General features: G+C 71.5%; 12 protein-coding genes and 1 other RNA gene. 12 read left to right on the top strand and 1 reads right to left on the bottom strand.

Translation table 11 applies throughout. The features are described 5' to 3' along the window. Nucleotides 1–156 precede the first annotated feature (156 nt). Nucleotides 157–1,788, top strand: a complete 1,632-nt coding sequence (gene pruA / locus Aru02nite_RS07670) for an L-glutamate gamma-semialdehyde dehydrogenase (RefSeq protein ID WP_203656016.1) — start codon at nt 157–159, stop codon at nt 1,786–1,788. Between the two features lie 36 nt (nt 1,789–1,824). On the opposite strand, the gene Aru02nite_RS07675 is transcribed toward pruA, so the two are convergent. Continuing rightward, nucleotides 1,825–2,394, bottom strand: a complete 570-nt coding sequence (locus tag Aru02nite_RS07675; RefSeq protein WP_203656018.1) for a TetR/AcrR family transcriptional regulator — start codon at nt 2,392–2,394, stop codon at nt 1,825–1,827. Nucleotides 2,395–2,448: 54 nt separating this feature from the next. On the opposite strand from Aru02nite_RS07675, the gene Aru02nite_RS07680 reads away from it, so the two are divergent. The 11 genes from Aru02nite_RS07680 (at nt 2,449) to ssrA (ending at nt 12,430) form a co-directional block, all read left to right on the top strand. Further along, nucleotides 2,449–2,988, top strand: a complete 540-nt coding sequence (locus tag Aru02nite_RS07680) for a hypothetical protein (protein WP_203656019.1) — start codon at nt 2,449–2,451, stop codon at nt 2,986–2,988. 49 nt (nt 2,989–3,037) lie between these two features. Continuing rightward, on the top strand, nt 3,038–3,835 hold the full coding sequence (locus Aru02nite_RS07685) for a tryptophan 2,3-dioxygenase (protein WP_203656021.1): 798 nt from the start codon (nt 3,038–3,040) through the stop codon (nt 3,833–3,835). A gap of 79 nt (nt 3,836–3,914) precedes the next feature. Continuing rightward, nucleotides 3,915–4,346 (top strand): MarR family winged helix-turn-helix transcriptional regulator, encoded by a 432-nt coding sequence (locus tag Aru02nite_RS07690; RefSeq protein WP_203656031.1) that lies wholly within the window; start codon nt 3,915–3,917, stop codon nt 4,344–4,346. 87 nt (nt 4,347–4,433) lie between these two features. Further along, on the top strand, nt 4,434–5,873 hold the full coding sequence (locus Aru02nite_RS07695; RefSeq protein ID WP_203656040.1) for a serine/threonine-protein kinase: 1,440 nt from the start codon (nt 4,434–4,436) through the stop codon (nt 5,871–5,873). Between the two features lie 216 nt (nt 5,874–6,089). After that, on the top strand, nt 6,090–6,605 hold the full coding sequence (locus tag Aru02nite_RS07700; protein ID WP_203656042.1) for a PadR family transcriptional regulator: 516 nt from the start codon (nt 6,090–6,092) through the stop codon (nt 6,603–6,605). A 66-nt stretch (nt 6,606–6,671) separates the two neighbouring features. Beyond that, the gene (gene prfB, locus Aru02nite_RS07705) at nt 6,672–7,784 is read left to right on the top strand and encodes a peptide chain release factor 2 (RefSeq protein WP_203656044.1); all 1,113 of its coding nucleotides are present in this window, start codon (nt 6,672–6,674) and stop codon (nt 7,782–7,784) included. A 475-nt stretch (nt 7,785–8,259) separates the two neighbouring features. Further along, on the top strand, nt 8,260–8,940 hold the full coding sequence (gene ftsE / locus Aru02nite_RS07710) for a cell division ATP-binding protein FtsE (protein ID WP_203656046.1): 681 nt from the start codon (nt 8,260–8,262) through the stop codon (nt 8,938–8,940). A gap of 108 nt (nt 8,941–9,048) precedes the next feature. Continuing rightward, nucleotides 9,049–9,930, top strand: coding sequence for a permease-like cell division protein FtsX (ftsX, locus tag Aru02nite_RS07715; protein ID WP_203656047.1), 882 nt, complete (start codon nt 9,049–9,051; stop codon nt 9,928–9,930). 167 nt (nt 9,931–10,097) lie between these two features. Then, on the top strand, nt 10,098–11,348 hold the full coding sequence (locus tag Aru02nite_RS07720; protein ID WP_203656049.1) for a M23 family metallopeptidase: 1,251 nt from the start codon (nt 10,098–10,100) through the stop codon (nt 11,346–11,348). Between the two features lie 75 nt (nt 11,349–11,423). Beyond that, nucleotides 11,424–11,903 (top strand): SsrA-binding protein SmpB, encoded by a 480-nt coding sequence (gene smpB, locus Aru02nite_RS07725; protein WP_203656052.1) that lies wholly within the window; start codon nt 11,424–11,426, stop codon nt 11,901–11,903. Nucleotides 11,904–12,057: 154 nt separating this feature from the next. Then, nucleotides 12,058–12,430: a transfer-messenger RNA gene (gene ssrA / locus Aru02nite_RS07730) on the top strand. The last annotated feature ends 225 nt before the right edge of the window (nt 12,431–12,655 follow it).

The raw sequence follows: 12,655 nt of genomic DNA on the forward strand, positions 1-12,655 counted from the left end.
CTCGGGTGACCGGTCGCACAGGCCGCCGCCTCGGTCCCGGGACGCGCGCACGCGCGCGTGCGAGTATCTATGTATCGCGTGTCGCGAACGGGGTGGATCCCCAGGTCAGGCCGATGGCACGTGCTCGCCGACGTCGCCGAGTTGAAGGTGTGTGAGATGGACTCGATCTTTGCGGTACCGCAGCCGACCAACGAGCCCGTGCACGGGTACGTGCCGGGCAGCGCCGAGCGGGACAGTCTCGCGCGCACGCTGTCCGAGCTGGCGTCCGACAAGGTCGAGTTGACCATGACGGTCGGCGGCGAGCAGCGGATGGCCGGCGGCGAGCGGTTCTCCGTGGTGATGCCGCACCGGCACGCGCACGTACTCGGGGAGAGCGCGCAGGCGACGAACGAGGACGTGGCGGCGGCGGTGGCCGCGGCGAAGGCGGCGGCGCCGGCCTGGCAGGCCCTGCCGTACGACGAGCGTGCGGCGATCTTCCTGCGCGCCGCGGACCTGCTCGCCGGCCCGTGGCGGGACAGGATCAACGCGGCGACGATGCTCGGCCAGTCGAAGTCGGTGCAGCAGGCGGAGATCGACGCGGCCTGCGAGCTGATCGACTTCCTGCGGTTCAACGCGCACTTCGGCGCGGAGCTGCTGGCGAAGCAGCCGCGCAGCGTACCGGGCGAGTGGAACCGGTTCGACCACCGGCCGCTGGACGGCTTCGTCACGGCGATCACGCCGTTCAACTTCACCGCGATCGCGGGCAACCTGCCGAGTGCGCCGGCCCTGATGGGTAACACGGTGGTGTGGAAGCCGACCCCGACGCAGCAGCTCGCCGCGCACCTCACGATGCGGGTGTTCGAGCAGGCGGGGCTGCCGGCGGGCGTGATCAACCTGGTCACCGGCGACGGCCGGGCGGTGAGCGAGGTGGCGCTGACCGACCCGGAGCTGGGCGGCATCCACTTCACCGGCTCGACCCGTACGTTCCAGCACCTGTGGCGGACGGTCGGCGAGAACATCGACCGCTACCGGGCGTACCCGCGGCTGGTGGGGGAGACCGGCGGCAAGGACTTCGTGATCGTGCACCCGAGCTGGACGGACGTCGAGGCGGTCAACGTCGCGCTGATCCGCGGCGCCTTCGAGTACCAGGGGCAGAAGTGCTCGGCGGCGTCCCGGGCGTACGTCCCGCGGTCGATGTGGCGGGGCGGGCTGCGCGACCGGGTGGCGGCGACCGCCGCGGAGCTGACGTACGGCGACGTGAGCGACTTCGCGAACTTCGGCGGCGCGCTCATCGACCGCCGGGCGTACGACAAGCTCGCGGCGGCGATCGACCGGGCGAAGGCGTCGTCGTCCTGCACGGTCGTCGCCGGCGGCACGTACGACGACAGCGAGGGCTTCTTCGTCGCGCCGACGGTCGTCGAGTGCTCGGACCCGACCGACGAGGTCTTCACCACCGAGTACTTCGGCCCGTTCCTCGCGGTGTACGTGTACGACGACGGTGACTTCGAGCAGGTCGTACGGCAGGCCGAGAGCGCCTCGCCGTACGCGCTGACCGGTGCGGTGTTCGCCATCGACCGGCAGGTCGTCACGTGGGCGAGCGACGTGCTGCGCTTCGCCGCGGGCAACTTCTACGTGAACGACAAGCCGACCGGCTCGATCGTGTCGCGGCAGCCGTTCGGTGGTTCGCGCGCCTCGGGTACGAACGACAAGGCCGGTTCGTGGCAGAACCTGTCGCGGTGGATCTCGCCGCGGGCGATCAAGGAGACGTTCGTGCCGCTGACCGAGTGGCGCTACCCGAACATGGGCTGAGCCCCACCGCGGGCGTACCAAGGGGTGCGCCCGCGGTCAGTCGCCGGCCGGCGGCCGGATCACGCCGGCCAGGAAGCGCAGGTACGCGGGCCGGTCGGCGTCCGGCAGCAGCGCGCCGGCGGTGGCGCGCTGCGCCTGGATGAGCCCGATGTGCGCGGTGTAGCCGAGGACCGCCCGGTGCCGCGCGTCGCGCGCGGTGCACCCCATCTGCTGGTACGCGGCGGCGATGAACTCGACCCGCCGTGCCGTGACCGCGGCGAGTACCGGCGCGACGGCGGGATGGTCGGCGTGCGCGAGCAGTGCCAGCTCGGCCCGGTTGGCGACGGGCCGGCCGATGGTCGCGTCGAGCAGGGCGGCGAGCCGTTCGGCCGGGTCGGTGATCGGGTCGAGCTCGCGGATGACGGCGTCGGTGTGCCGGTCGGCCCAGCGGGCGAGGGCCGCCTCGACGAGCGCGTCCCGGTTGGCGAAGTGCCAGTAGAAGCTGCCCTTGGTCGCGCCGAGCCGGGCCGCGATCGGCTCGACGGCGACGGCCGCGAGCCCGCCGTCGGCGAGCGCGTCGAGCGCGGCGTCGGCCCAGTCGTCCCTTCCCAACCTCGTCCGTCCCATGCTCCGTACGCTAGCGTATGGTCGAACCATACGGCAGCGTACGGAGGTGGGGTCGTGCTGGAGCGGGTGCGCAACTGGGGCGGGACCGCGGCGGAGGTCGACCGGCGGTACCCGTGCGAGGACTACCTGGACGGGCCGGTCGAACGGCTCACCCGCGCCGTGACCGTGCGGGCACCGGCGGCCCTGACGTACCGCTGGCTGTGTCAGACGTCGGTCGCGCCGTACGCGTACGACTGGCTGGACAACTGGGGTCGGCGCAGCCCGCGCGAGCTCACTCCCGGCGCCGACGAGCTGCGGATCGGCCAGCGCGTGATGGTGTTCGAACTGCGCGAGATCGAGCCGGGTCGGGGCTTCTCCGGCCGGTCGTTCGCGGCGGCGGAGCGGCTGTTCGGGCCGAACGCCGGGACGTACGCGGTGGAGCCGCTCGACGCGACGAGTTGCCGGCTGCTCTGCCGGCTGGTGTTCGGGCCGCGCCGGCCGTTCGGGCGGCGCTGGGCGACGCTGCTGGCGTACGGGGACCTGATCATGATGCGCAAGCAACTCCTGACGCTGAAGGCGCTCGCCGAGCGGGACGCCCGCCAGGCCCAGGCGTGACGTATCTCGCCCGCGTGACGGTCGTCAGGAAGCGGTAACGTCGGCGTACGTGACCGACAACGTGCCCGATCCGCGCTTCGGCGAACAGGGCGGCCTGCTCACCTACGGCAGCTACCTGCGCCTGCTCGAGCTGCTCGACCAGCAGCGCCCGCAGACCGACCCGCCGGCGCACGACGAGCTGCTGTTCATCACCATCCACCAGGCGTACGAGCTGTGGTTCAAGCTGGCGCTGCACGAGCTGACGGACGCGCGGGACCGGCTGCTCGCCGGCGAGACGTACCTGCCGCGGGTCCGGCTGGAGCGCTGCCGGGCCATCGGCCGTCTCGCGGTCAGCCAGGTCGACGTGATCGACACGATGACCCCGCAGGACTTCCTCACCTTCCGTACGGCGCTCGCCCCGGCGTCCGGCTTCCAGTCGGTGCAGTTCCGGGAGATCGAGTTCCTGTCCGGCCTCAAGGACCCCGGCTACGTGGACCGGTTCCGCGGCCTCACCGACGCCGAGCGGGACAACCTGCTGCGCCGCCTCGACGAGCCGAGCCTCTGGGACGGCTTCCTCCGGGTACTCGCGGCGGCCGGTTTCCCGACCGACTCCGCCGAGGACCGCTTCGCCGCGTACGCGACGATCGCGCACGACCGCAACCGGTACGGGCCGCTCTGGGACCTGGCCGAGGCGCTGGTCGAGCACGACCAGACGTGGGCGCTGTGGCGGGCCCGGCACGTGCTGATGGTCGAGCGCCAGATCGGTACGAAGACCGGCACGGGTGGCAGTTCCGGCTCCGCGTACCTGCGCAGCCGGGTGGAGCTGCGCTTCTACCCGGAGCTGTGGGAGTTCCGCAGTCGTCTCTGAGCCGTCGGGATCCGTACGGCGCCACTGACCGTGAGTAGTCAATCTGTTAGGTGTCTATCGGTTTCGGTATGCTCGGGGCATGCCGAAACCGGACCGTCAGCCGCTCGGAGTCGACCTCGCGCGTACGGCGAAGGCGGCGACGCGCGCGTTCGACGACGCGCTGGCCGCGGCGGGCGGGTCGCGGCCGGTGTGGCTCATCCTGATCTCGCTGAAGACCCGCGCGATGGCCAACCAGCGCGAGCTGGCCGAGGCCGTCGGCATCCAGGGCGCCACGCTGACCCACCACCTCAACGCGATGGAGTCCGCCGGCCTGATCACGCGGCGCCGCGACCCGGCCAACCGGCGCGTACACCTGGTGGAGCTGACGGCGGCGGGCGACACCACCTTCCACGCCCTGCGTACGGCGGCGGTCGAGCACGACCGCAGGCTCCGGGACGGGCTCAGCGACGCGGACCAGGCCGAGCTGGCGCGGCTGCTCGCCCGGCTCCGGGAGAACGTCGCGCCGGCCTGATCCCGGCTTCGTGCCAACGTCCGTTCGCTGTTGCACCATCGCGTACGGCGACCTCCTAGCGTGGTGATCCACGGGTAGGGAGGGGCCATGACCGGGACACTGGAGCAGCGGTACGTCCTGCGCGACGAGATCGCCTCGGGCGCCGCCGGGACCGTCTGGAGCGCGGAGGACCGGGCGACCGGCGCGGAGGTCGCGGTCAAGCTGCTGCACCGCGAGGTCGCGGGGCAGGCGGACGTGGTCGCCGCGTTCCGCGAGGAGGCCCGGGTGCTGGCCGAGCTGGACCACCCGGGCGTGGTCCGGGTCCGCGAGCTGACCCAGGCCAGCGACGGCCAGCTTGCCCTCGTCATGGACCTCGTCGCCGGTACCGATCTGCGCCGGCTGCTCGTCGCCGACGGGCCGCTCGCCCCCGGCGCCGCCGCGTCCGTACTCGCCCAGGTGTGTGCCGCGCTGGCCGCCGTACACGCCGCCGGGATCGTGCACGGCGACATCAAGCCCGGCAACATCCTGGTACCGGCGCCGGCCGGCTCGCCGGGCGTACGGCTGGTGGATTTCGGTGTGGCGCACCGGATCCAGCGTCCCGCCGGCGCCACCCACGCCACCCCCGAGTACGTCGCGCCCGAGGTCGTCGACGGCCGCCCGCCGATGCCCGCCAGCGACGTGTACGGCATCGGCATCGTCGCGTACGAGATGCTCTCCGGCCGCAGCCCGTACCGCGGCGGCAGTGTCGACGAGGTCCTGCACAAGCACCACCGGTGGACCGCGGTACGGCTGCCGGGAGTACCGGAGGGGCTGTGGCGGCTGATCGCGAGCTGCCTGGAGCTGGACCCGGCGGACCGGCCCGGTGCGGCCGAGCTGTCCGGGCGGCTGGCCGCGCTCGCGCCGGAACTGTCCGGTCTGCCGCCGCTGCCGGCGAGTCCGCAGGTGCCGACGCTGCGCCCGCGGGCCGGGGGAGAGCCCGCCGACCCGGGCTTCGTCACGCTCGACACGATGTTCGGCCCGGAGCGGGAGCGGCCCGCCGCCGAGCCCGTCGTGGAGCCCATCGTGAAGTCCGTGGCGGAGCAGCCGACGATGGTCGCCGCGGTCGCGCCGGTGCCGCCGCCGGCCCCGCGTACCGGTCCGCGCCGCGGTCGGGTGCTGGTCGGCGCGGCGGCGGGCGTGGTGCTGGTGGCGGTGCTGGGGTTCGGCGGTTGGGCGATGCTGTCCGGCGGGCACGAGCCGGCGCCGCGGACCACGACGGCCGCCGACGACGACCGCTCGCGTACGCCGTCGCCGCGGACCCCGGCGAGCCATGCGCCCGCGACGCACAGCCCGGCACCGACCACCCCGCCGGCCTCGACCGACCCGGGTACCGGCGGCCAGGACGGCAACGGTCAGGGCAACAACGGGCAGGGCAACGGGGGGCCGGCGGACGGCGGTCAGGGAAACGGGGGCCCGACCGGCGGCGGGCAGGCGACCGATCCGGGCAACGGCGGGGTCGACGCGCCGGGGGTCGGCGACCCGATGCCGACCATGCCGCGCTTCCCCTGACCGTACGGGCTCGGCCGGCGCGCGCGTGCGCCGGCCGGTACGCAAAAGCGCCCGGCGCCGCGGATCGACCGGCACCGGCGGCATTTCCCGCCGGTGTACCAGGGGCGACGTCTGACCACCTTGGACTGTCCTGTTGCGACGGTCCGGGCGGGACAGTACACAATGGATCGTCGAAAAGCCTGGATTTCACTGCGGCGAGGTGGCAGCGTAATGGGTATGGCGGATTCTGGTCTCAACGCGACGGCGGCGGCTCTGCTCGGACTGCTGCACGAGGGTCCGATGACGGGCGGCCAGCTCATGTCGGCCGCCGAGCGGAAACTGGGCCCGTTCTGGACGATGACCCGCAGTCAGGTCTACCGGGAGCTGCCGGCCCTTGCAGACGCGGGCTATGTGCGTCTGGGAAAGCCCGGCCCGCGCGCCAGCCAGCCGTACTCGATCTCCGCGTCGGGTAAGCGGGCGTTCGCGCGCTGGCTGTCCGAGCCGGTGACCCGCGACCAGATGCGCAATCCGGTCACGCTGCGGGTGGCGTTCGGCAAGCTGCACGGCCGGGACCAGCTCGCCGAGCTGTACGGTGCGGCCGAGAAGCAGCACTCCGAGGCGCTGGCCGAGGCGCGCGACGCCGCCAAGGACGCCGCCGCCGACGGCGACACGTACGGTGCCGCCGCGCTGAACTTCGCCGTCCAGTACCACAAGGCGGCGTTGAGCTGGCTGAAGAGCGCGCCCCGCGCCTAGCCCGGGGACCGTGTCGGGTGCGGGTGAGCAGCGGGCACGCGCACCCGCCGCGTACGCTTGGCTCTCGTGACGATTCAGGACCTCGCCGACGAGCTGCGCCGCCTCGATTCGACCCTCTCGGGCATCGAGAAGGTGCTCGATGTCGACCGCCTGCGCCGGGAGAAGGCGGACCTGGAGGGCCAGGCCGCCGCCCCGGACCTGTGGGACGACCAGGACAAGGCGCAGCAGGTCACCTCGCGCCTGTCGTACGTGCAGGGGGAGATCAACCGGCTGGAGCGGCTGCGGGGCCGGCTCGACGACGCCGGTGTGCTGCTGGAGCTGGCGGAGGCCGAGGAGGACGCGGGCAGCGTCGCCGAGGTCGAGTCCGAGCTGGTGGGCCTGCGCAAGTCGGTGGACGAGCTGGAGGTCCGCACCCTGCTGTCCGGGGAGTACGACCAGCGTGAGGCGCTGGTCACGATCCGGGCCGGCGCGGGTGGCGTGGACGCGGCGGACTTCGCCGAGATGCTGCTCCGGATGTACCTGCGCTGGGCGGAGCGGCACGGCTACCCCACCGAGGTCTACGACACGTCGTACGCGGAGGAGGCGGGGCTCAAGTCCGCCACCTTCCAGGTCAAGGTGCCCTACGGGTACGGGACGCTGTCGGTCGAGGCGGGCACGCACCGGCTGGTCCGGATCAGCCCGTTCGACAACCAGGGGCGCCGGCAGACCAGTTTCGCCGCGGTCGAGGTGGTCCCGGTCGTCGAGAAGACCGACGAGATCGAGATCCCCGAGGACGACATCCGGGTCGACGTGTACCGGTCGTCCGGTCCGGGCGGCCAGGGCGTCAACACGACCGACTCGGCGGTGCGGATCACGCACATCCCGACCGGCATCGTCGTGACGTGTCAGAACGAGCGGTCCCAGATCCAGAACCGGGCCTCCGCGATGGCGATCCTGTCGGCGAAGCTGCTGGCGCTCAAGCAGGCGGAGGAGCGCGCCAAGATCGACGAACTGCGCGGCGACGTCGCCGGTTCCTGGGGCGACCAGATGCGGTCGTACGTGTTGCACCCGTACCAGATGGTCAAGGACCTGCGGACGGAGCACGAGACCGGTAACCCGCAGGCGGTGTTCGACGGTGACATCGACGGGTTCATCGAGGCGGGGATCCGCTGGCGGCGGTCGCAACAACTGGTCGGCTGACCTCGCGGGACTCCCGTCCCCGTTCCTCCCGGCGTACGCAGCGGGCGCGTTGCGCGCGCTCGTGCCCTCGGCCGGCCATAGTCCCTACGCTGCGCTCACTCCGGAGAGTGAGCGCAGCGTGTGCTCCGTACGGCGCGGCTCGTCCGGCGGTAACTTTCCGTTTGGACGGCCTCCCCAGTCGTCCCGGCCCGGGACACCGTCAACGTACGGCGCGCGGGCGTCGCGGGGCCTCGGCCCAACCGGCCGCAACTCCTGGTCGGCGAGACTCCGTCCCCCTCGGGCCCGTCGTGTTTTCCGGTCGCGACGGGCCCAGCCCCAGGCCTGGATACCCGGTCGGGTGACGTGATGCTGGCCACTTTCCGTGATGAAATCCCGAGGTTGGACGCGGCCGTGGTTCAGCTCGCTCCGGACCTTCGGGACGAAGCATGACGCCTGCCCCCTGCGCCTGCTGTCGCTCCGCGTAAACTTCCGACCCGTGATTCGGCTTGAGAACGTCACCAAGACCTATCCACGGGCCTCGCGGCCGTCGATGGAGGGCGCGACGGCCACGATCGAGAAGGGCGAGTTCGTCTTCTTCATCGGCCCGACCGGGGCCGGCAAGTCGACGATCATCAAGCTTCTGCTGCGTGAGGAGACACCGACCTCGGGTCGGGTCATCGTCAACGGGCGCGACGTGGCCAACATGCACTCCTGGAAGGTGCCGGCGTTCCGGCGCTCGCTGGGCTGCGTCTTCCAGGACTTCCGGCTGCTGCCCAACCGCACCGCTGCCGAGAACGTGGCCTTCGCGCTGGAGGTCATCGGCAAGTCGCGCACCGTCGCGCGCCGGGTGGTGCCCGAGGTACTGGAGCTGGTCGGCCTGGGCGGCAAGGAGAACCGGTACCCGCACCAGCTCTCCGGTGGTGAGCAGCAGCGGGTGGCGATCGCCCGTGCGTTCGTGAACCGGCCGCTGATCCTGCTGGCCGACGAGCCCACCGGAAACCTGGACCCGGACACCAGCATCGAGATCATGCGCCTGCTGGACCGCATCAACCGCACCGGTACGACGATCGTCATGGTCACCCACGACTCCAACATCGTGAACCAGATGCGGCGCCGGGTGATCGAGATCGACTCCGGTCGGATCGTCCGCGACCAGCCCCGCGGCGTCTACGGCTGACCCGGGGCCGGGTGTCGCGGGGTCGTAGGCCGTCGCACCGGCACGACCCGCCCCGGCCCAACCGCCACCTCCTCGCCGAGAGCGCAGCACACCACCGGAAGGAACCCGATGCGCGCGAAGTACGTCTTGTCCGAGGTCTTCCTCGGGCTGTGGCGGAACGTCACCATGACGATCGCCATGATCATCACGATGGCGGTCTCCCTGTCGATGCTGGGCGCCAGTCTCCTGCTGTACTGGAAGGTCCAGGACATGCAGGACTACTTCTACACCCGGGTCGAGATGTCGATCTTCCTGAAGTCCGACGTCACCCCGGACCAGAAAGCCCAGCTCGCGGACGCGCTGAACCACGACAGCCGGATCCAGAGCGCGCCGTACGAGAGCCAGGACGTCGCGTACAAGCGGTTCCGTGAGCAGTTCAAGGACGCCAAGGACCTGGTCGACTCGGTGAAGCCGGAGTCGCTGCCGGCGTCGTTCCGGGTGAAGCTCAAGGACCCGAACCAGTACGCGGCGGTCCAGAACGACTACAAGAGCAAGGCCGGAGTCGACTCGATCGTCAACCAGCAGAAGACGCTGGACAAGATCTTCTCCATCCTCGGCGGCATCCAGAACCTGGCGTTGGTGGTGGCCATCGTCCAAGGTCTGGCGGCGCTCCTGCTGGTGGCCAACACCATCCAGGTCGCCGCGTACTCCAGGCGCCGCGAGGTCGGCATCATGAAACTCGTCGGCGCGTCGAACTGGTTCATCCAGCTACCGTTCGTACTGGAGGCGGTGTTCGCGGGGCTGATCGGTGCCGTGATCGCGTTCGTGGTGCTGATAGTGACCAAGGCGTTCCTGCTGGACGGACCGTTGTCCGGCATCTTCACGTCGAACTTCATCCCACCGATCGGCTGGCAGGACATCCTGTTGACGTTGCCGCTGCTGCTCGCCGTCGCGGCGGTCATCAGCGCGGCGACGGGATGGGTCACGCTCAGATTCCGCCTGCGTACCTGACCGGTCCGGTGTCGTCAGCGGCCGGGTCGCCCGTCACGGGGTGGCCCGGCCGTCGTCGTCCCAGACGGCCACGGACCGGACGGATTCGACGAATCGGCTCCCCGCGCCCGGACCCTCGCGTACGGTGACCCTCGACCGAAGGTTGAGGGTTGACCCGGAGGTGGCGGATGCGGCGACTGCTGGCGACACTCACGACCCTCCTCGTACTGCCGCTCGCCAGCCCCGCGTACGCCGGGCCGCGCGAGGACAAGCGCGACGTGGACCGCCGGCTCGCCGCCGCCCGGGACACCATGGAGGGCGCCACCCGCCGCGCCCGCACCGCGATCGCCTCGTACGACCGGGCCACGGCCGCGCTGCCCGCCGCGCGCCGGGCCGCCGCCGAGGCCCGTGGACTGGTCGTCGCCGCGGAGGCCGCCGCGAAGCAGGCCCGCCGTGAGGCGGACGTGGCACGCCGGCGGTACCGGTCGGCGACCCTGGCGTACCAGCGGTCCCAGCGGGCGGTGGACGCGGCGCGGGACGACGTCGGGCGGCTCGTGGCCGAGGCGTACAAGGGGCAGTCGGTGATGCGGCTGAACGCGGTGCTCGCGGCGCGCTCGCCGAGCGAGCTGGCCGACCGGATCGGCTGGCTCGACACCGTCGCCCGGCACCGGCGGGACGCGCTCGACCGGGTCACCCGCGAGCGGCTCACCGCCCGGCAGCGGCAGAACACGGCCGACGCGGCCCGCCGCCGTGCCGACGCCGCCGACTCCGCCGCCCGCCGTACGCTCGGGCAGGCGCGTCAGGCGCAGCGCACCGCGGACGACGCGGTACGGCAGGTCGGCGACCTGGTCGGCGTACGGGAACGGGCCCGGGACGTCGCGGAGCAGGAACGCGACCGGAGCCTCGCCAACTACCGGGACCTGCGCGACCAGAGCGCGCGGATCGCCGCCCGGATCCGTGCCGCGTCCGGCGGGCAACGGCGCGGCGGCTCGGGTTCGGGATCCGGCGGCACCGTGCACGACTCCGGCGCGTACTTCCGCACCCCGGTCGCCGGCGCGTACAAGTCGAGCGACTACGGGTGGCGGTTCGACCCGTACTACCACGTCAGCCAGCTGCACGCCGGCGTCGACCTCGCCGTCGGCGCCGGTACGCCGATCCACGCCGGCGCCGCCGGCCGCGTCGTCTACGCCGGCTGGAACGGCGGCTACGGCAACTACACCTGCCTGCTGCACGGCACGTACCGCGGGCAGTCGCTGTCGTCCTGCTACGCGCACCAGTCGTCGATCGGCGTCGGCTACGGGCAGTGGGTCGGGCGCGGGCAGTACATCGGGCGGGTCGGCAGCACCGGCGCGTCCACCGGCCCGCACCTGCACTTCGAGGTACGCCTGGACGGCAACCCCGTGCAACCGCTCGGCTGGCTCCCCGGCTGCCTCTGCTGAAACGTGTGGACGACGACCCCGTGCCGTCGCGTACGATGGGCCGTCGGTTTCCGGGTCGTACACAGTGGAGGAAAGGTGCCGCGCGAGCAGGGTCGCAAGCTTGTCGTGTCGAACAAGAAGGCGCGGCACGACTACGCGATCCTCGACACGTACGAGGCGGGCATGGTGCTGACCGGCACCGAGGTCAAGTCGCTGCGCGCCGGCCGCGCATCGCTCACCGACGCGTTCGCCCACCTCGACAACCACGAGATGTGGCTGCACGGCATGCACATCCCGGAGTACGTCAACGGCACGTGGACCAACCACACCCCGCGACGCACCCGCAAGCTGCTGCTCAACCGCCGCGAGATCGACAAGATCACCGGCCGGCTCAACGAGTCCGGCACCACCCTGATCCCGCTCTCCGTCTACTTCTCCAACGGGTACGCCAAGGTCGAGATCGGCCTCGCCCGCGGCAAGAAGACCTGGGACAAGCGACAGGACCTCGCCAAGCGCGACGCCGACCGGGAGATCACCCGCGCCATCGCCCGCCGCCGCAAGGGCATCACCGACTGACCCTTTGCGGCGCGTACCGGGGCGGAACACCCACAGTTCCCGAACGGGACATCCGTGACCCCGCGCGGTCGCCGTCCACCCGTCCGGTACGGCCGGCGGATACCGGGAAGACGCCGCGCCGCCGACACGTTAAGATCGACGTACAACTCAACAGGGGGGTGACTGGTTTCGACTTCGTACGTCGAGCCAGGGGAAGCGGGCTGAGGAAGCCGACGTCGTCTCATTAATCGGTCGTCGGAAACCTATAAGCGCCAACTCTAAGCGCGCTGACTTCGCTCTCGCCGCCTGAGGCGAGTAGCGAGTCTGTCGGTCCGGAAGTGCCTTCGGTCCGGTAACCGGCATCAGCTAGAGGGCTTGCTGTACGAGTGCGGTCGCGGCACTCGGACGGGACATCAACAGCGACTGGACCCGTCACACCGACTCGCTCGCGTGATCGGTGGGGCCGAGTAGAGACACAGCGAGCTGCGCCCGGAGAAGCCCTGGCAACACAGCGAAGGACCCGGGTTCAATTCCCGGCACCTCCACTCGTCGGATGGGAGGACTGTGCCCGCGGAAAGCGCGGGGGCGGTCCTCCTCGTCATGTTCCCTGGGGGCGCGGCCCCCAGACCCCGCGCCGGGGGCGTAGCCCCCGACACCCCCACGTTGTGTCGCTCCCCAGCCTTGTTTTGTGGCGGTGCGGTGCGGGGGCCTTCGCTTCGCTCGGCACCTCTGCTGCGCTGGCTTTGCCTTCGCTTCGCTCGGCAGGCTGTGCT

It is taken from the genome of Actinocatenispora rupis (assembly GCF_016861975.1).
GTDB lineage: Bacteria > Actinomycetota > Actinomycetes > Mycobacteriales > Micromonosporaceae > Actinocatenispora > Actinocatenispora rupis.

Coding starts and splice junctions, on each gene's coding strand:
- pruA (WP_203656016.1), top strand. CDS start 157: ATGGACTCGATCTTTGCGGTACCGCAGCCGACCAACGAGCCCGTGCAC.
- Aru02nite_RS07675 (WP_203656018.1), bottom strand. CDS start 2,394: ATGGGACGGACGAGGTTGGGAAGGGACGACTGGGCCGACGCCGCGCTC.
- Aru02nite_RS07690 (WP_203656031.1), top strand. CDS start 3,915: ATGCCGAAACCGGACCGTCAGCCGCTCGGAGTCGACCTCGCGCGTACG.
- Aru02nite_RS07695 (WP_203656040.1), top strand. CDS start 4,434: ATGACCGGGACACTGGAGCAGCGGTACGTCCTGCGCGACGAGATCGCC.
- Aru02nite_RS07700 (WP_203656042.1), top strand. CDS start 6,090: ATGGCGGATTCTGGTCTCAACGCGACGGCGGCGGCTCTGCTCGGACTG.
- ftsX (WP_203656047.1), top strand. CDS start 9,049: ATGCGCGCGAAGTACGTCTTGTCCGAGGTCTTCCTCGGGCTGTGGCGG.
- Aru02nite_RS07720 (WP_203656049.1), top strand. CDS start 10,098: ATGCGGCGACTGCTGGCGACACTCACGACCCTCCTCGTACTGCCGCTC.